Origin of the sequence: Streptosporangium sp. NPDC020072, assembly GCF_040631445.1 — a bacterium.
Taxonomy (GTDB): Bacteria; Actinomycetota; Actinomycetes; order Streptosporangiales; family Streptosporangiaceae; genus Streptosporangium.
In genome coordinates, this window is record NZ_JBEYAB010000003.1 from 1 (window position 1) to 19,064 (window position 19,064).

General features: G+C 71.6%; 13 protein-coding genes. 3 read left to right on the plus strand and 10 right to left on the minus strand.

Annotated elements, in window-relative coordinates; all coding sequences use genetic code 11:
* Positions 1-171: 171 nt before the first annotated feature.
* From ABZ470_RS06350 to ABZ470_RS06360, 3 genes are all read left to right on the plus strand, one after another.
* Positions 172-1,152, plus strand: a complete 981-nt coding sequence (locus ABZ470_RS06350) for an ABC transporter permease (RefSeq protein WP_352008968.1) — start codon at positions 172-174, stop codon at positions 1,150-1,152.
* A 12-nt stretch (positions 1,153-1,164) separates the two neighbouring features.
* Positions 1,165-2,166, plus strand: a complete 1,002-nt coding sequence (locus tag ABZ470_RS06355; RefSeq protein ID WP_362910381.1) for an ABC transporter ATP-binding protein — start codon at positions 1,165-1,167, stop codon at positions 2,164-2,166.
* Between the two features lie 61 nt (positions 2,167-2,227).
* Entirely contained in the window at positions 2,228-3,262 is a 1,035-nt protein-coding gene (locus tag ABZ470_RS06360; RefSeq protein ID WP_352008966.1) for an oligopeptide/dipeptide ABC transporter ATP-binding protein, read from the plus strand.
* A gap of 88 nt (positions 3,263-3,350) precedes the next feature.
* On the opposite strand, the gene rpe is transcribed toward ABZ470_RS06360, so the two are convergent.
* From rpe to ABZ470_RS06410, 10 genes are all read right to left on the minus strand, one after another.
* Positions 3,351-4,007: a ribulose-phosphate 3-epimerase gene (gene rpe / locus ABZ470_RS06365; protein ID WP_362910383.1), complete on the minus strand. Its 657-nt coding sequence runs from the start codon at positions 4,005-4,007 to the stop codon at positions 3,351-3,353.
* 64 nt (positions 4,008-4,071) lie between these two features.
* Complete coding sequence (gene asnB / locus ABZ470_RS06370; protein WP_362910385.1) at positions 4,072-5,922, minus strand: asparagine synthase (glutamine-hydrolyzing); 1,851 nt, start codon at positions 5,920-5,922, stop codon at positions 4,072-4,074.
* A 120-nt stretch (positions 5,923-6,042) separates the two neighbouring features.
* Positions 6,043-7,503, minus strand: a complete 1,461-nt coding sequence (locus tag ABZ470_RS06375) for a transcription antitermination factor NusB (protein ID WP_362910387.1) — start codon at positions 7,501-7,503, stop codon at positions 6,043-6,045.
* Between the two features lie 3 nt (positions 7,504-7,506).
* Positions 7,507-8,436 (minus strand): methionyl-tRNA formyltransferase, encoded by a 930-nt coding sequence (gene fmt / locus ABZ470_RS06380; RefSeq protein ID WP_362910389.1) that lies wholly within the window; start codon positions 8,434-8,436, stop codon positions 7,507-7,509.
* A 5-nt stretch (positions 8,437-8,441) separates the two neighbouring features.
* On the minus strand, positions 8,442-8,990 hold the full coding sequence (gene def, locus ABZ470_RS06385; protein ID WP_352008961.1) for a peptide deformylase: 549 nt from the start codon (positions 8,988-8,990) through the stop codon (positions 8,442-8,444).
* 606 nt (positions 8,991-9,596) lie between these two features.
* Entirely contained in the window at positions 9,597-10,985 is a 1,389-nt protein-coding gene (locus ABZ470_RS06390; RefSeq protein WP_352008960.1) for a hypothetical protein, read from the minus strand.
* A gap of 39 nt (positions 10,986-11,024) precedes the next feature.
* On the minus strand, positions 11,025-12,692 hold the full coding sequence (locus ABZ470_RS06395) for a hypothetical protein (RefSeq protein ID WP_362910391.1): 1,668 nt from the start codon (positions 12,690-12,692) through the stop codon (positions 11,025-11,027).
* A gap of 49 nt (positions 12,693-12,741) precedes the next feature.
* The gene (locus ABZ470_RS06400; RefSeq protein WP_362910393.1) at positions 12,742-14,820 is read right to left on the minus strand and encodes a primosomal protein N'; all 2,079 of its coding nucleotides are present in this window, start codon (positions 14,818-14,820) and stop codon (positions 12,742-12,744) included.
* Between the two features lie 220 nt (positions 14,821-15,040).
* Entirely contained in the window at positions 15,041-16,300 is a 1,260-nt protein-coding gene (locus ABZ470_RS06405) for a LuxR C-terminal-related transcriptional regulator (protein WP_362778608.1), read from the minus strand.
* Positions 16,301-16,518: 218 nt separating this feature from the next.
* Entirely contained in the window at positions 16,519-18,789 is a 2,271-nt protein-coding gene (locus ABZ470_RS06410) for a LuxR C-terminal-related transcriptional regulator (protein ID WP_362910395.1), read from the minus strand.
* Positions 18,790-19,064 lie beyond the last annotated feature (275 nt).

Sequence of the window (19,064 nt, forward strand, 5' to 3'; positions counted from 1 at the left end):
GGGTGCCGCGCGCCCTCTCCGGTCCCGGGTCGTTCATCGCTTGCCCCTCAATAGCTCCGTTCCCCCCCCCCCCCCCCCCCCGCGCGCCCCCACCCCCCCCCCCCCCCCCCCGCCCCGCGGGGGCTTCACGGCCCCCGCGGCGGTCTCCCAGCAACCGTCGGGAAACGGGCCATGTTTCGATTCATCACTCGCCGCACCCTCGGCGCCGTGGTCACCCTGCTGATCATCGCCGCGTGCACGTTCTTCCTTTTCTTCGCCGTTCCAGCCGACCCCGCCCGGCTCGCCTGCGGCAAGGTCTGCCCGCCCGAGCTGCTGGAGCAGGCGCGGCACAACCTGGGACTGGACCAACCGCTGTTCGTGCAGTTCCTGACCTGGGTCGCCGGCATCTTCGTCGGCCGCGACTACGAGGGCCTGGGCAACTGCGCCGCCCCCTGCCTGGGGTTCTCCTTCGTCAACAAGGCCCCGGTGCTGGACACGATCCTTGACCGCATGCCGTTGACCGTCTCGCTGACGATCGGCGCGGCCATCGTCTTCCTCCTGTTCGGAGTGGCGACCGGTATCGTCGCGGCGCTCAGGCAGGGCAAGGCGCTGGACAAGATCGCCAGCGTCTCCTCCCTGATCGGCGCCTCGCTGCAGATCTACTTCGTCGGCACGCTGGCGCTGTACTTCCTCGTCTACCACAACCACATCCTGCGGCAGCCGCGATACGTCCCCATCACCGAGAACCCGCTGGACTGGGCGATGGGGCTGATGCTGCCCTGGGTGGTGCTGGCGATCATCTTCACCGCCAACTACACCCGTATGACCCGTTCGACGATGGTGGAGCAGCTCTCCGAGGACTACGTCAGGACGGCTCGGGCCAAGGGCATGCAGAACCGCTCGGTCGTGATGAGGTTCGCACTGCGCGGCACCCTGATCACCATCGTCACCATCCTCGGCGTCGACCTGGGCACCCTGATCGGCGGCGCGATCATCACCGAGCAGACCTTCGGCCTGCAGGGAATCGGGCAGCTGTCCATCAGGGCCGTCTGGAGCTCGGACCTGCCTATGCTGATGGCGACGGTGATGGTGGCCGCAGGCGCCATCGTCGTGTTCAACATCATCGTGGACGTCTTGTACGCCGTCATCGACCCCCGCGTGCGGCTGAGCTAGGAGCTGGAAGAAGTGTCGAACCCGTTCCTGTCGGTCCGTGACCTGACCGTCGACTTCCACACCGAGGACGGCCTCGTCCACGCGGTGGACGGGCTCTCCTTCGACGTGGAGAAGGGCACCACCCTGGGGATCGTGGGCGAGTCGGGATCCGGCAAATCGGTGACCAACCTGACCGTGCTCGGCCTGCACAACCCGGAGACCACCAAGATCAGCGGTGAGATCCACCTCGACGGTCAGGAACTGATCGGCGCCTCCCGGTCCACCATGGAGAAGCTTCGCGGCAACAAGATCGCGATGATCTTCCAGGACCCGCTGACCGCGCTCTCGCCGTACCACACGATCGGCAGGCAGATCGGCGAGGTCTACCGCAAGCACACCGGCGCGAGCAAGTCCGAGTCCAGGGCCCGCGCGATCGAGATGCTGACCCGGGTCGGCATCCCGCAGCCGAAGACCCGTGTGGACGACTACCCGCACCAGTTCTCCGGCGGCATGCGGCAGCGCGCGATGATCGCGATGGCCCTGGTCTGCGACCCGGACCTGCTGATCGCCGACGAGCCGACCACCGCGCTTGACGTGACCGTGCAGGCCCAGATCCTGGACCTGCTCAAGGAACTCCAGGACCAGACCGGCACCTCCATCATCATGATCACGCACGACCTGGGCGTGGTCGCCAACACCGCGCACAACGTGCTGGTGATGTACGCGGGCCGGGCCGTCGAGCGCGGCACGGTCAAGGAGGTCCTCGACACCCCGCGTCACCCCTACACCTGGGGTCTGCTCGGCTCGATGCCGCGGCTGAGCTCCTCGGTCGACATCCCGCTCAAGCCGGTCCGCGGCACCCCGCCGAGCCTGCTCAACGTTCCCTCCGGCTGCCCGTTCCACCCCAGGTGCGACTACATGGACCAGGCGGGACCCGAGCTGTGCAAGGGTGAGCGGCCCGAACTGTCCCCGCACCGCGGCCACGGCGACGCGTGCTATCTGACCCTCGCCCAGAAGCGGGAGATCCACAAGTGAAGCAAGGACGGCCAGTGAACGGGCTTGGCGGCTCGCGGACGCCGTCTGCGAGGGAGGACGCGTGAGCGAGGAACTGCTGGAGCTGTCCGGACTGGAGAAGCACTTCCCGGTGACGGGCGGGCTGATCTTCAAGCGGCAGGTCGGCAAGGTGCACGCGGTCGACGGGCTCGACCTGACCGTGCACACCGGTGAGGCCCTCGGCCTGGTCGGCGAGTCCGGCTGCGGGAAGTCGACCACGGGACGGCTCGCCGCCCGGTTGCTCGAACCCACCGGGGGCTCCATCCGCTACCGGGGCCACGACATCACGCACGCAGGCCGCAAGGAGCTCAAGCCGATCAGGTCCGAGATCCAGATGATCTTCCAGGACCCGTACTCGTCGCTCAACCCCCGCCACACCGTGGGCACGATCATCAGTGGCCCGATGGAGATCAACGGCATCGAGCCGCCCGGTGGCAGGGAGAAGCGCGTCAAGGAGCTTCTGGAGACCGTCGGTCTCAACCCCGAGCACTACAACCGCTTCCCGCACGAGTTCTCCGGCGGTCAGCGCCAGCGCATCGGGGTCGCCCGCGCGCTGGCCCTCAACCCCAAGCTGATCATCGCCGACGAGCCGGTCTCCGCGCTTGACGTCTCGATCCAGGCGCAGGTCGTCAACCTGCTCCAGCAGCTCCAGAGGGACCTGGGGATCGCGTTCCTGTTCATCGCGCACGACCTGGCCATCGTCAGGCACTTCTCGCAGCGGGTCGCGGTCATGTACCTCGGCAAGATCGTCGAGATAGCCGACAGGTCCTCCCTCTACGAGCGCCCCCGGCACCCCTACACCCACGCGTTGCTGTCGGCGGTGCCCGAGGCGACCACGGAGGCGGGTGCCCGCGAGCGCATCCGCCTCGCCGGGGACGTGCCCTCCCCCATCGACCCGCCGTCCGGCTGCCGCTTCCGCACCCGCTGCTGGAAGGCACAGGACAAGTGCGCGACCGAGGAGCCGCCCCTGGTCCGGCTGGAGGGCAACAAGGAGGGGCATCTGACCGCCTGCCACTTCCCCGAGGAGCCGACCGTCAGCGGCGAGGGCGTGATCCTCGACCCGGCCCTGCAGGGCTAGCCCGCCCGCTCCACGCACTCTCGCGGCTTCTCGAAGGCCCCGGGGCCGCCCAAACGGCGTCCCGGGGCCTTCGAACGTCTGGAGGCCGTCAGGCCTTCTCCGCCGCCGACCGCAGCTCGTCGATCGCACGGGCCGGGTCGGCGGCGCCGTAGACGGCGCTGCCCGCGACGAACACGTCGGCCCCGGCCTCCGCGCAGCGCTCGATCGTCTCGGCCGAGACCCCGCCGTCGACCTGCAGCCAGATCTGGCCACCGTGCCCGTCGATCAGCCCGCGGGCCCGGCGGATCTTGGGCAGCACGATGTCCAGGAACCGCTGGCCGCCGAAGCCGGGCTCCACGGTCATCATCAGCAGCATGTCGACCTCGCCGAGCAGGTCCTCGTACGGCTCGACCGCCGTGGCGGGGTTCAGCGCGAGCCCGGCGCGGGCCCCCGCGGCGCGGATCTGCCGCAGGGTGCGCACCGGGGCCCTGGCGGCCTCCACATGGATCGTCACGCTGCCCGCCCCCGCCTCGGCGTAGGCAGGTGCCCAGCGGTCGGGGTCCTCGATCATCAGGTGGCAGTCGAGCGGCGTCGAGGTCGCCTTGAGCAGCGACTCGACGACGGGCAGGCCAAGAGTCAGGTTGGGCACGAAATGGTTGTCCATGACGTCCACGTGCAACCAGTCGGCGTTGGGCACCGCCGCGGCCGCCTCCGCGAGGCGGGCGAAGTCGGCGGACAGGATGCTGGGCGAGATCTGTACGGCCATAGTGCGGCCGAGTCTATTGGGCGCCGCCCTCCGGTCACCGGGCGGGCGGAGCCCCCGCGCGCGCTCAGAGTTTGAGCCGCACGTCGTACTCCTCAAGCCAGGCGTTGAGCCCGAGGAAGCCGTCCAGCGCCGCCCTGCCGTCCAGGTCCGCCTCCCCCTCCTGCCGGTCGAGGACGGCTCGCACCCTGCCGAGGTCGGCCAGCTGCGCGGCCGCGACCCCACCCCGGTCGAGCAGCCCGGCGACCTGCTTCCTGAGGGCCTGGTCGTAGGCGGGGTCCTGGGTCGTGGGGTAGGGGCTCTTTCGGCGTTCGAGCACCGAACCGGGCAGGATGTCCGCCGCCGCGGCGCGCAGCACGCTCTTCTCGCGCCCGTCGAAGCTCTTGATCGACCAGGGGATGTTGAAGACGTACTCGACCAGCCGGTGGTCGCAGAACGGTACCCGGACCTCAAGGCCGACGGCCATGCTCATCCGGTCCTTGCGGTCGAGGAGGTTCTGCACGAAGCGGGTCAGGTTCAGGTAGCCGATCTCCCGCATCCGCCGCTCCAGCCCGCCCTCCCCCGGCAGCCTGGGTACCTCGTCGAGCGCCTCCCGGTAGCGCCTGGCGCGGTAGGCGGGCAGGTCGAGTTCCCGCAGCAGCTCCTCGCTGAGGATCCCGACCACCCCGTTGAACCGCTCGACGCCTGGCATCGCCAGCCACGGGAAGGTGTCGCCGCCGACCGCGGCCGGTTCGTGGAACCAGCGGTAGCCGCCGAAGACCTCGTCGGCCGACTCCCCGGACAACGCGACCGTCGAGTGCTCCCTGATCGCCCTGAACAGCAGGTAGAGCGAGGTGTCCATGTCGCCGAGCCCGAGCGGCAGATCCCGCGCCCGCAGTACGGCGGCGCGCGCGGCGGGGTCCATGAGGTCGGCCGGGTCCAGGACGATGGAGGTGTGGTCGGAGCCGACGTGCCGGACGACGTCGAGGACGTACGGCGTGTCCGGGGTCGAGCGAATCGCGTCCGGGGTGAAGTTCTCGTCGTAGCCGGCGAAGTCGACGGAGAAGGAGCGGACCCCCTCCTTGCCGTCCTTCCGCAGCCGGTCCATGGCCAGCGCGGTGACCGTGCTCGAATCGAGGCCGCCGGACAGCAGGGTGCACAGCGGCACGTCGGAGACCAGCTGGCGCCCGACGACGTCCTCCAGCATCCCGCGCACCGTCCGTACGGTCGTCCCGAGGTCGTGGGGGTGCTCGCGGGCCTCAAGCCGCCAGTAGAACCGCCTGCTCAGGCCCGCACGGCTCACCCGGATCACCTGGCCTGGCCGCACCTCGTGCATTCCCCGGTAGACGGCGTGTCCGGGCGTCTTGCTGAACGCGTAGATCTCCCGCAGGCCGTCGAGGTCGACCACGGCGGGCTGGGCGAGCGGATTGGCGAGGATCGCCTTAGGCTCCGAACCGAACAGCACCCCCGAGGGGGTCGGGTGGTAGTACAGCGGCTTGACGCCCATCCGGTCGCGCGCCAGCAGCAGTTCCTGACGCCGGACGTCCCAGATCGCGAAGGCGAACATGCCGTTCAGGCGGTCGAGGAGGTCCTCGTCCCACTCCAGGTAGGCCCGCAGCAGGACCTCGGTGTCGCTCCGGGTGCGGAAGCGGTGGCCCCGCGCGGCCAGCTCGGCGCGCAGCTCGGGAAAGTCGTACAGCTCCCCGCTGTAGACCAGGACGGCGAGCGGCTCACCGTCCTGGTCGGCGACCATCGGCTGACGCCCGCCCTCGACGTCGATGACGGCCAGCCTGCGGTGGCCGAGCGCGACGTGCGGGGCCGTCCACAACCCCTCGTCGTCGGGCCCCCGGCAGGCCATCGTGTCGGTCATGGCCTGCGCGACGTCCCGGGACGGCCCAAGGTCACGCTCGAAGTCCACCCACCCGGAGATTCCACACATCAGTAAATCCCCACGTCCCATCGGCGATTTCCTGCATTGTCCGCAGAACCGATATTCATCTCAACGTGGGGGCAAGATTCGGACTTCCTTAACCTATCTTCACAAAGAGTTCAAATCCCGTTACCGGCGGCGCAGCAGGGCGAGGAACATCGCGTCCGTACCGTGGCGGTGCGGCCAGAACTGCGCGTACGGCCCCTCACCCAGCCCCTCGACGCCGGGCAGGAAGGCACGGGCGTCCAGCGCCTCGGCGTCCGCACGGCCGCGCAGCGCGTCACCCACGACGGCCACCGTCTCCGCCAGATGCGGCGAACAGGTCACGTAGGCGACGACCCCTCCGGGACGGACGGCCTCCAGGGCGTGCGAGAGCAGCTCCCGCTGGAGCGCGCCCAGCTCGGGAAGGCTACGGGGATCACGGCGCCAGCGCGCCTCGGGGCGGCGGCGCAGCGCGCCGAGACCGGTGCAGGGCGCGTCGACCATGACCCGGTCGAAGACACCCGGCCGCCAGGCGGGCACCGTACCGTCCGCGGCGACCACCGCGGCCTGACGGGTGGCCTGCCTGACCAGACGGGCGCGGTGATACTGCAGCTCGGCCGCCAGCAGCCTCGCCCCGCCCCGTACGGCCAGCGCGTCCAGCAGGCCCGCCTTCCCGCCGGGACCGGCGCACATGTCGAACCAGCGGCTGTCCCCGCCCTCGACCGGGACCCGCGTCAACGCCAGCGCGACCAGCTGACTCGCCTCGTCCTGTACGGCGGCGCGCCCCTCGGCCACCGCCAGGATGGAGCCCGGATCACCCTCCTTCAGGTAGGCCGCGTACGGGGAGTACTCGCCAGGCTCGGCGCCCGAGGCCAGGAGCTCCTCGACCGAGGCCCGTCCGGGACGGGCGACCAGGGTGACGCGGGGACGCTCGTTGTCGGCGGCCAGCAGGGCGGCGGTCTCGTCGAAACCACCGCCGACGGCGTCGCGCAGCGCGTTGACGATCCACCGGGGGTGGCTGTGGGCGACCGCCAGGTGGCCGACCGGATCCTGCCCGGGATCGGGAGCCACGATCGGGACCCACTGGTCGAGCGAACGGCCCGCGACCTTCCTGAGCACCGCGTTGGCGTATTTCGACGCGCCTGTACCCACCCGCAGCCGCACCAGGTCGACGGTCGTGCCGACGGCGGCGTGCGGCGGGACACGCGTCTTGAGCAACTGGTGCACGCCGAGCCGGATCGCGTCGAGCAGCGGCGGATCGAGGTCCTCGGGGGGACGGTCACTGCAGGCGGCGATGACCTCGTCGTAGGTGCCCAGCCCGCGCAGCGTCCCGTAGGCCAGCTCGGTCGCCAGGCCCGCGTCACGCCCGGAGAGCCGGCGCTCCCTCAGCAGGGCGGGCATCAGCAGGTTGGCGTAGGCGTCCCGCTCGTCCACCGCGCGCAACAGGTCGTAGGCGACGTTCCTGGCCTCGTCACGGACCGGCTTCGGCGGGCGCGGGCGCCTGTTCCCACGACCCGCCCCCCGCCGCTCTCCGCCGCCGTGAGAGGCGGCCTGATCGTCCCGTGAGTGGCCCGCCGCGCGGCGGCCACCGCTCCCCCGCTCGTTCATGTCCTAGCCCAGCCGATCGTCTTCGGTGAGCCGCACGCCGCGGGCCCACTCCCCCGCGCTCATCGCGCGCTTGCCCTGTGGCCGCACCTCACCCAGCTCGACCGGGTGCGTCGCGGTGCCGACCAGCACCGTGTTCTTCGAGGCCGCGATCCGCCCCGGGGCGAGCGAGGGCGCCCCGGACGCGGGCCGCACCGGGCCGAGCTTGACCCGCAGCCCGCGGAACTCCGTCCAGGCGCCGGGGGCGGGGGAACAGGCCCGGATCAGCCGGTCGACCCGCATGGCGGGCGCCGACCAGTCGACCCTGGCGTCGTCCACAGTGATCTTCGGGGCGAGGCTCACCCCCTCAGCGGGCTGGGGCACCGCCTCCAGCGTGCCGTCCTCGATGCCGTCGAGGGTCGCGGCCAGCAGCCCGGCGCCCGACTCGGCGAGCCTGGCCAGCAGCTCCCCGCTGGTGTCGGCGGGCCTGACCTCCTCGGTGACCACGCCGTAGACCGGTCCCGCGTCCAGCTCCCTGACGATCTGGAAGGTGGCCGCGCCGGTGATCTCGTCACCGTGCAGTACGGCGTGCTGCACGGGCGCGGCGCCCCGCCAGGCGGGCAGCAGCGAGAAGTGGAGGTTGACCCACCCGCGAGGCGGGATGTCCAGGGCGCTCTGCGGCAGCAGAGCCCCGTAGGCGACGACGGGACAGCAGTCGGGGGCGATCAGCCGCAGCCGGTCGAGGAACTCGGGGTCCCCCGCCCTGACCGGTCTGAGGATCTCCACCCCCGCCTCCTGCGCCAGCTCGGCGACCGGACTCGGCTGAAGCTTGCGGCCCCGGCCCGACTGGGCGTCCGGGCGGGTGACGACGGCGGCGACCTCGTGGCGCGGCGAGTCGAGCAGGGCCCTCAACGAGGGCAGGGCGGTTTCCGGAGTTCCGGCGAAGACCAGACGCAAGGTTCCTACAGAGCCTTCCCGTGGGTCGCGTGCGGGGAGAACTTGAACGCGGGGGCGGACAGACCGCTCCACTCGGCCGCGCGGATCTCCCTCATCGCGAGCTTGCGCTGCTTGAGGTCCATCCGGTCGATGAAGAGCACCCCGTCGAGGTGGTCGGTCTCATGCTGGAAACAGCGCGCCATGAGGTCGGTGCCCTCAAGCGTGACGGGGTCACCGTGCATGTTGAACCCCGTCGCCACGGCCCTGATCGCCCTGGGGGTCGGGAACGACAGACCGGGGAAGGACAGGCAGCCCTCCTCACCCTCCTCGTCCTTCTCCTCGGACAGGTCGAGGTCGGGATTGATCAGATGACCGAGCTGGTTGTCGACGTAGTAGGTGAACACCCGCAGGCCGACCCCGATCTGCGGCGCCGCGAGCCCGGCCCCCGGCGCGTCCATCATCGTGTCCGTGAGGTCCTTGACGAGCCTGCGCAGCTCCTTGTCGAAGTCCTTCACCGGCTCCGCCGGCGTACGCAACACCGGGTCGCCGAAAAGACGGATCGGCTGAATGGCCAACAGGGATCTCCTCAGTGCTTTTCGGAAGCCTCAGTGTATCTTTTGCGACGCCTGCGGCGTCGCGGGCTGTGTCTCCTTGCTCCGCCTGGCGGCGTCGCGGGCTTGGGCGCCTCCGAGTCGGCGCTTTCCCTCGTCGCTGTGTCTTTTTGCTCCGCCTGGCGGCGTCGCGGGGCTTGGGCGCCTCCGAGTCGGCGCTTTCCCTCGTCACTCCGTCGCTGCGCTCCTGCGTTCCTCAGTCCAAGCGCCGACGGCGCCCAAGCCGGACACTCCTCACACACGGCACCGGTAAGGCACAGGCCAACCCCTCGCGCCCGGTGCCGGTGAGTCCACGCTGGACTCCTCGCTCTCGGACGTTGTCGGCCATCCCGTTCAGAGTCGGTTCCGACGCCCCGGTGCCGGGAGTGAGGGGTTTGATCTTGTGCTTTACCGGTGCCGGGAGTGAGGGGTTCCGGCTTGGGCGCGTCGGTGCTTGGACTGAGGAGCGCAGGAGCGAAGCGGATGAGCGACGAGGGAAAGCGCCGACTCGAAGCGCCCAAGCCCGCGACGCCGAAGGCGGCGCAAAAAGGCACCCCGTTAGTCCGGCGGCGCCCCTCGGGCGCCGCCGGACTAACGGGAGCGGGTTTTCATCGCCGCCTTGCGGGCCGCCTTGGCGACCGTGGGGTCCGGGTGACGGGCACCCAGCAGGTCGAGCACGGCGATGGTGTCGGGGTGGTCGGCCGCGGCCATCTCCTCGGCCAGCCTGACCAGGTCCTCACCGGGTTCGAGCGCGTCGAACTCGCGGATCGCCTCGGCCGTCCTGCCGAGCTGGGCCAGCGAGGCGAGCGTGTCGACGGCGATCCAGGTGCGGTCCTCCTGGGCGAGGGCCGGGGCCGGGAGGTCGCGGATGTGCAGCCAGGAGGCGGCGTAACGCCACAGGGACGGCTCCTGGAGCGCCTCCCTGAGGGGGGCCTCCGCCTCGGGGCCCAGCTCTTCGAGGATCGTGCCGACGGTGCCGCGCTGGCCGGCCGTACCCGAGGCGGCGACCCTGACCAGTTCACGGGCGGCGGTCTCCGGGGTGCGGGACTCAAGCCAGACGGTGACGGCGCTGGGAGCCGCGGAGCGCTTGATGATGGCGTCGACCAGCTCGGTTGCGCCCAGGTCGGCGAAGACGGCGACCTCGGCCCCCGTCGGCGCGTCGTGGCCCTCACGGATGAGGTCCTGGCGGACGGCCCAGACGCCCAGGGGGGTCAGCCTCGGCCTGCCCGTCTCGGACGGCTCGATGAGACCGCAGTAGCCGAGCAGGGACAGCGCGGCGTCCAGTTCGCCGGGCAGGGAGGCGCTCAGCGCCCGCATCTCGGCGGGGCGGGCCTGGCAGGCCACCTCGTGCGACTGGAGGATGCCCTTGACGAGGGTGGCGGCGGACAGGCCGTCGCTCACGGCGTACATCGTGGCGAGCATCTCGGCCAGGTGGTCGTCGACCACGGCGGAGCCGGTGAGGCCCTCGTCCGCCCGGTCGAGCACGTCCATGACCACGCCGTCCCAGAACTCCAGCATCGCCCGGTGCGGCAGCTCTGCCGACAGCGCCAGCGGACCCTCCGTCGCCATGCCCCTGGAGATGCGGAGCATGCCGGTGTTGACCGCGACGACCCACAGCAGGTGCAACCGCGCCGGGCCGGGCAGGCCGAGCTCGGCGCACGCCAGGAAGGGGTCGGGCAGCAGGCCCTCCGGGGTCACCGGCCTGGTGCCGGTCCAGACGGCCAGCCGCTGGGCGTCCAGCACCAGGGGGACCCTCAGCACGGCCTCGGCCAGCTCGCCGTCGGCGGCCAGCTCGACCGGTGGGAAGCTCAGCACCTCGGTGCCGCAGTCGGAGCAGTCGCAGTCGCCGTCCGCCTCGGTGGCGCCGACCGCGTCGAGCACGGCCGCGCGCAGCTCTCCGGGTGCCGCCCCGAGCTCGCCGACGAGCCTGCGCAACTCGCCGAGGTCGAAGACGTTGCCCGTGTTCCCGCTCTTTGCCACTCGTGAAACTTACTGCACTCAGGCCCCACGGGTGTACGGCTAGCCGATCGCGCGCGATCTGGCCTTGAAGGCGGCCTTGCGCGCGGCCTTGGCGACGTTCTGGTCGTGCAGGGAGCGGCCGAGCAGTTCGAGGACCTGCACGACGTCCGGGTGGTCGACCCGCCACATCTCGTCGATCATATGGGCGGGCGGACCGGACGCCGCCATGTTCTCGGCGAACGTCTCGGGGTCGTCCTCGGCCGCGGAGACGGCCAGGGCGAGGGTGTCCACGCTCATCCACAGGACCTCCTCCTGGGTGAGCGCCGGGGCGGGCAGGCCGCGCGCCGACAGCCAGTGGATGACGTGGGGGCGCAGCTCCGCCTCCTGCAGATGCCCTCTGACCGCCCGTTCTGCCTCGGGGCCGAGCCTGTCGACGATCGTCACGGCGATCCCCCTGGCTACGGAGGGGGCGCCGGTGACGGCGCCGAGGAGCTCGGCCGCGGCCTCGGCCGCGCTCCTGCTCCGCAGCCACTCCTCGATCTCGGCCTCGGCCAGTTCCGTGGGGATGCCGGACAGCAGTCCCTCGATGAGTTCGGAGGCGTCCACGGCGGCCAGGTCGGCGGCCTCGGGGGCGTCGATGCCGAGCCCGGTGTAGAGCTCCCGCAGGGCCCACACGGCCTGCGGGGTCAGTGCGAGCTCCATCCGGTCCGGTTCGACGACGCCGCAGTAGGCCAGGCGCCCGATGGCCTCCTCAGGGTCGAGTTCGGCCTCGTCGGTCAGCCCGGCCTCCTGGGCGTACTCCATCAGCAGCGGGACCGGCATCGGCGTCTGCAGCCGGTAGAGCACGTCGCACAGGCCGTAGAGCTCCTCGTCGAGGGCCGGATTGCCGGTGACGGCGCCGCCGGTCTCCTTCTCCACGACGAACTCGACCACCGAGGCCCAGACGTCGAGCGGGTCGAGGTCGTCGGCGTCGAAGACGGCGGTGCCCTCGATCTCGACCAGTCCCGCGTAGACCGCCAGGTCCCACAGCAGGGCGGGTTCGGCGACCGAGAGCTGGGCGGCGGCCTCGGCGGCGTCGCGGACTCTGAGGCGCCCCTTGACGGTCGGAGTGCGGCCTCCGGCGAGCATCCACTGCACCAGCCGCCGGGCGTCGGTCACCATGGGGACCCGTAGCGCCGCCTCGGCCAGTGCCTCGCGGGCGGCGAGCCGTACGGGGGGCAGGGGGGCGCATCCCGGGCAGTCGCACGGCCCGTCCTCGCTCTCCTCCCGGACGGCCTGGGCCGCGGGCCGTTCGGCCGGGGTGAGGGAGAAGCCCTGTTCGAGGGCTTCGGCGCCCATCGCGCTGAACAGGCTCTTGGCCATGCCGAACCGGGAGGTGTCGGCGAGCGCGATCGGCATCTCCGGTTCGATTCGGTCCAGTACGGATCGCATTCTGGTCGCCATCTTGCCGCCGATCTCCTCGGTCGCGAGGAGGAAGTCGACCAGGGTGCGGGCGGCGGCGACGGTCTCTGGGGCGCTCTCCGGCGGGGCGATGACCTTCCGCGGGTAGATGTTGAGCAGCAGTTCCTCGAAGGTGCCCGGGGTGAAGTCGCCCAGCTCGTTCACGTCCAGATAGTCGCTCGCGTAGTCGCAGAGCAGACGTACCTCGTCCACGTCAACGGCCAGGCCGTGCGCACGCCCCCACGCGCGCAGATCGTCTACGGCCTGATTCACCCATTCGATCGACACAGAGGAAAATTAACGGCTTACTGTCAGCACCGCGAATCGGGGAAACAACTCAAATGACGTCCAGGGGGTCAATGCACACCCGGACCACCTCCGGTGACTTACGGGCGGAGCGTACTCCCGCCGCCCCCTTCAGCGCCGCGGACAGCGCCGCCCCCGCCGCCTGCGGGACCCGTACCATGGCACGTTCCCGCACCTGGTCGCCCCTTGGCGCGTCGAGGGGGACGGGCCCGAGCACCTGCGCCTGCCCGGGCAGTTCGACGTCGCCGAGCATTTCCCGTACCGCGCCGGGGGACCCGGTCAGGGTGGCGATCCTTACCGCCGGGGGAAAACGGAGTTCTGTCCTGTCGGCCAGTTCACGTTCGGCGTGGGTGGCCGGGTCCCAGCGCAGCAGCGCCTGCACGGCGGGCACCGAGGAGTCGGCGAGCACCACCAGTTCCGCCCGTGGCCGCAGCAGCGCGGCCGCGTTCATCCACCGGCGCAGCGTCTCCTCTGCGGCCCGCAGGTCGGGCCTGCCCAGCATGGCCCAGCCGTCCAGCAGCACCGCCGCCGCGTAGCCGCCCTCCGCGACGGGCTCGGCCCCCGGGGTCGCCACGACCAGGGCACGCGCGTCACCGACCGCGGCGAGCACCCCGTCCCTGCCCGAGGTCCTGACCGGCACCGAGGGAAAGGCCCTGCCCAGTTCCTCGGCCGTACGGCGGGCGCCGACCACCTGCGCCCGCATCCGCGCCGCGCCGCAGGACTGGCAGCGCCACTGTCCCGCGATCCGGCCGCACCAGCGGCAGTACGGCATGGCGTGTCCCCCGCGCAGCGCGAGCGGCCCTCCGCAGTGCCCGCACCTGGCTGTGGTCCGGCAACTCTGGCAGGCCAGGCCGGGCAGGTATCCCCGCCGGGGGACCTGGATCAGCACCGGCCCCGTCTCCAGGCCCGCGCGCAGCGCCCGCCAGGCGAGGCTGGGCAGCCTGGCCGCCCGCGCCGCCTCGTCCCTGGCCAGTTCCGCGTCGTCCCCCGCGGGGCGGACCCTGGGCGCCCTGGCCCTGATCGTCTCCCGGTCCGCGACGATGGCACCGGCCCAGCCGGTGGCGACGAGCCTGGTGGCCTCGGCCGTACGGGCGTGGCCGCCGATGAGCAGTCCCGCCCTGCCGTGGTGGGCGCGCAGCGCGAGGACCTCCCTGGCGTGCGGGTAAGGCGCGAGCCGTTCGGCGTGCAGATCGTCGCCGTCGTCCCAGATCACCACCAGCCCCAGATCCCTGACCGGCGCGAAGACGGCCGCCCTGGTGCCCACGACGACGCGCACGTGGCCCCTGCGGACACGCAGCCAGCGCCGGTAGCGCTCCGCGGGGCCCAGGTCCGAGGTGAGCGCGACGTGCGTCCCGGGGTCCAGGACCGCGCCGAGCGCGGCGTCGGCCAGCGCGACGTCCTTGCCGTCGGGGAGGACGACGAGGGCGCCCCTGTCCCCCCGGAGGGTCTCCCGCACGGCGACCGCGACCGCCCTCGGCCATTCGAGGCCGTCCCGTCCCGTCCCGGGCAGCGCGCTCCACACCGCGCGGGGTGAGCGGCCCTGGGCCAGGGCCGTGAGGAAGGCCGCCCCCTCCGGATAGCCGGCCCACGGCCCCAGGTCTCCGCCGGTCTTCTCCCCGGACGGCTTCTCCGCCGGTTCCCGCTGGGGTTGCGGCTCGGCCTCGACCCTGGCGTGGCGGGGCGGGACGGCGAGCCTGAGCACGTCGGCCATGGTCCCCGCGTAGCGGTCGGCCACGATCCTGGCCAGCAGGGCGATCTCCGGAGTGAGCACCGGCTCCGGCGAGACGACCCGCTCAAGCCTGGCCAGTCCGCCCTCGTGCTCGGTGTTCTCGGCCCGTTCGAGCAGGAAGCCGTCCACGAGCTTGCCCGCGAACCTGACCCTGACCCGCGCGCCCGGGACCGCCTCGGCGTCCATGGACGCGGGCACGAGATAGTCGAACGGCCGGTCCAGGTGCGGCAGCGGCGTGTCCACGACGACCCGTGCGACCGGCAGCGTCGCGGCCGGCTCCGGCACCCCCCTGGCGGACCTGGCGGCGGGGACAGGCCCGCGACGCACGGCGTCGAGCGGAAGCAGGGCGCCGTCGTCCGCGGGGAGGCTGGTGTGGGTCACCCACTTGTCCTACCAGATGCGCGGGGACCGTCCCGCCAGACGTGGGAGGGGTTCGGCCAGTGGGTCACGCCCGACACAGGGAAAACCCCAACATACTTCAGGTGGAAGGGGACCCCTCCCTCAAGACCACCCGACGCTGCGGAACGCTGGAGCACACGGTGTCCCACTGGCCACCACCATGATGACCGCCGCCACCCCCCTTCCGCATCGGGCGATGTGCCTATGTCGAGGACTGATAATCGCTTTCCGCGACCCAGGCGGCGACCTGGGTGCGGGAGGCGAGGCCGCCCTTGGCGAGAATGTTGCGGACGTGGGCGTCCACGGTGCGTTTGGCGATGTCAAGCCGTACGGCGATCTCCGGGTTCGAGAGTCCCTCGGTGATCAGTTTGGCCACCTGGAGCTCCCTGGCGCTCAGTGTGCCCGCGGGCCTGGCCGTCCCGCCCGGCTGCCGGGGGGAGGGCAGCCGTCCCCCGCCCCGCAGCGGACGCTGTACGGCGGGCCGCCACGGGCTTCCCGAGGGTTCGAGGCCGACCCTTCTGTAGGCCTCCAGCATCCGGTATCTCTCGCCTGGTTCGCGGAGTACGACAGACCCCTCGACCAGCTTCGCCAGGACGGGGGCCACCCGTTCCCCGGGGAGGTGTCCCCGGCACGCCGCGCGCGCGTCCGCCAGGCCGAAGGAGCCCGGCAGGGCCGACAGCAGGGCCCACAGCTCGCGCTGCTCGGCGTCGCAGAGGTCGTAGCTCCACATGACGGCCGCCCGCAGGTCACGGTGGCGCGGCAGCACGGTCCTGCTGACCCCGGTCAGCAGGGTGAAACGGTGCCTGAGCTCCTCAAGCAGGTCCCTGGCCAGCATGGACCGCACCAGGGTCGCGGCCAGCTCGATCGCCAGCGGCAGCCCGTCGAGCCTGCCGCAGATCTCCGCCACGATCGGCGCCGTGGCCGGCGTCAGCGCGAACCGGGGGTCGACCGCCATCGCCCGGTCCTCGAACAGTCGCACGGCCGAGGTGAGCGGTAACGGCGCGAGCTGCAGCACCCGCTCCCCCGGCAGGCCGAGCGGCCTGCGCCCGGTGACGACGATCGCGGCCCTGGGCGCCTCGGCCAGCAGGTCCTCCGCCAGCGCGGCGACCTCACCGGGAATGTGCTCGCAGGTGTCGAGGACGACGAGCGGGCGCCGTTCGCGCAGGGCGGCCCCGATCTCCCTGGCGGACGACGTCCGGGGCAGTTCGAGCGCCTCGGCCAGTGTGGTCACCGGGTCGGCTGTACCGGACAGTTCGGCCCGCCAGGTCCCGCCCGGGAAGCGGCGGCGCAGCCTGGCGGCCAGGCGCAGGGCCGTACGGGTCTTGCCGACGCCCGCGGGTCCTGTGACGGTCATGATCCTGGCCTCTGTGAGGTGGCGCAGGCCCTCGGCCAGCTCCTCCGCCCGTCCCACGAAACTGGACAGGTCAACCGGCAGGTTTCCCGGCCCCCGCACCATGTTCATCCTCCGCTTCCGCTTGGTGCCGTGCCCGGCGAAAGGCGAACGCCCTTGGCGCCGAATCGGCCGTGCTCTTCTGGAACATCCGTCTACGGCAAAAAATTCACGCCGACCAGAACATTCACGTCCAGCAAAATCGCCGGTTCTCAAGGCATACCTGTACACGCGGACACTTCATGCCCACCTGCACCTGATGTCCGGTCAGCCGTCCGTGCGGCCGGACCTCACACGTGTCCCCTGCGCTGCCTGATCGCCCAGGCCGCGATCTGGGTGCGCGCGGAGAAACCGAGCTTGGCGAGGATGTGCTCGACGTGGGAGTCGACCGTGCGCTGGACGACCACCAGCCGGTGGGCGATCTGCCGGTTGGTCAGCCCCTCGGCGACCAGTTCCGCGACCTCGCGCTCCCTGCGGGTCAGCGGCGCCCAGCGGGAGTCCCGTACGGCGGGCCCCGTGGCCACGTCCTCGCCGAGCGCGTAGGCGATCGCCCGTTCCGAGCCGAGCGCGGCCCCCTCCCTGACCGCCTGCTCGGCCTCCCTTCGAGGCAGTCCCGCGGCGACACGCTGGGCGCAGCGGGCGCTCTCCTCGATCACCACCGGATAGCCCTGCTCGATCAGCCCCTTGTCGAGCCGTTCCGCGCGCGCCGCGGCGAACAGCCGCCCTGCCCTGGCCAGGTCGCCCTCGTCGGCCGCGGCGCAGGCCAGCAGCTCCAGGCAGGAGACGACGCCCATGGTGTCGGAGAAGCGTGTCTTGACCCGCAGGGAGTCGCGGGCGTGCCCGACCGCCCTGGCGGCGTCGCCCTCCGTCCGCGCCACCAGGCCGAGGACGTAGTCGGCGTGCGCGTTCGCCCAGACCTCTCCCAGCTCGTCGCACAGCTCACGGCATTCGAGCAGGATCCGGCCCGCCGCCTCGGGCTCGCCGCCGAGCACCAGGCAGGTGCCCAGCTCGACCATCGCGGGCAGGAGCACCTCGGGCAGCTCCCGGTTGGGGCGAAGCCGTTCGATCACCGTGCCGAGCATGTCCTCCGCGGCCCGGGGGTCGCCCTCGACCGAGGCCAGTGTGCCGTTCATCTTGAGCTGGACCAGCTCGACCAGCTCGGCGCCCGGCGTCCCCGGCGGACTGTGCGCCCTGCACCGTTCCAGCAGCAGCCGCGCCTCGTCCAGGTCGCCTCTGGCGTTGGCGATGTAGACGAGGGTGAGCAGCCCCCACGACCAGGCCTGACTGCCCGGCATGGGCTGGGCGAGCAGCCGTTCGAGCTGGTCGCGGCCCTCCCTGAGCATCCCGCAGGCCACCCAGAGGTACCACAGGCCCGCGGCCATCATCAGGCCCGTCTCACGCAGTTCGGGGTCCTGGACGCACAGGTCCAGGGCGGCGCGGATGTTGGGCCACTGCCTGCGGACCCGGCTCCACGACTCGACCTGGTCGCCGTGCCGGCCCGACTCCTTGCCCCTGAGCGCCAGCTCGAAGTGGTAGCGCAGGTGCCTGCGGCGCAGCCATCCCTCGTCCCCGGTCTCGGCCAGCCTGGCCGCGCCGTACTCCCTGATGATGTCCAGAAGCCGGTAGGCCGTGCCCTCCTCGCGTTTGACCGGGATCACGATCGACTTGTCCACCAGGCCCAGCAGGGTGGGCAGAATCCGTTCCGCGGGCAGCGCCTCGTCGGCGCAGACCCCCTCCGCCGCCGCGGCGTCGAAGTCGGAGACGAAGACCGGCAGCCGCGACCACAGCAGCCGTTCGTCGGGGGTGCACAGGTCGTGGCTCCAGTCGACGGTCGCGCCGACCGTCGGGTGCCTGCTGGCCGTCACCCGGCCGGACAGCAGCCAGAGCCGGTCGTCCAGCAGGTCGCGGACCCGGCCGAGGGTGAAGGCGCGCATCCGGACGGCGACCAGTTCGATGGCCAGCGGGATCCCGTCGAGCTTGGTGCAGATCTCCGCGATCTCCTCGGCGTTCTCCCCGGTGAGGGCGTAGTCCGGCTTGACGGCGGCGACACGTTCGAGGAACAGCGTGACCGACTCGCACCGGGAGAGCGCGCCGACCGACTTCATGGCGCGCGGCCCCGGCAGGGCCATCGGCGGCAGGGCGACGATGTGCTCGCCGGGCACCCCGAGCGACTGCCTGCTGGTGGCCAGGATGCGCAGGTTGGGGCTGCTCTCCAGGAGGGTCTGGGCCAACCGGGCGCAGGCGTCCACGAGGTGCTCGCAGGTGTCGAGGACCAGGAGCATCTGCCGGTCGCGGAGGTGCTCGACCAGGACCTCGGTGTCCGGCCTCACGGACAGGTCGACCAGTTCGAGGGCGTACGCCACGGCCTGTTCGAGACGGTCGGGGTCGCTCACCCCGGCCAGTTCGACGAACTTGACGCCGTCGGCGAAGGTCGCGAGCACCTCGGAGGCCGCCCTGACCGCCACCCGGGTCTTGCCGATGCCGGCGACCCCGGTGACGGTGACCAGCCTGGAGACCTGGAGCAGACGCCTGACCTGACGAAGCTCTTCCTTGCGGCCCACGAAGCTTGTCGCCTCCATGGGCAGTTCGCCTGTCCCAAACCGCCTGATCACGTCTCTCCCCCAAGATCTCCAAAAGAGAAGTTACACAGAATTGGACGGTTCAGGGGACACAGTTGGTGGTCAGGCTCCATATGTGCGCTCTTGACCCGTGAAAGGCGGGACACAGCCGGTCACCGCCACGCCTCCGGCCCCGCACGCGGAGCCGGACACGGTCAGGACCACACGGGGAGAAGGCCGGGAAAAACGGCACGGCCCCCGCGAGGGATACTCGCGGG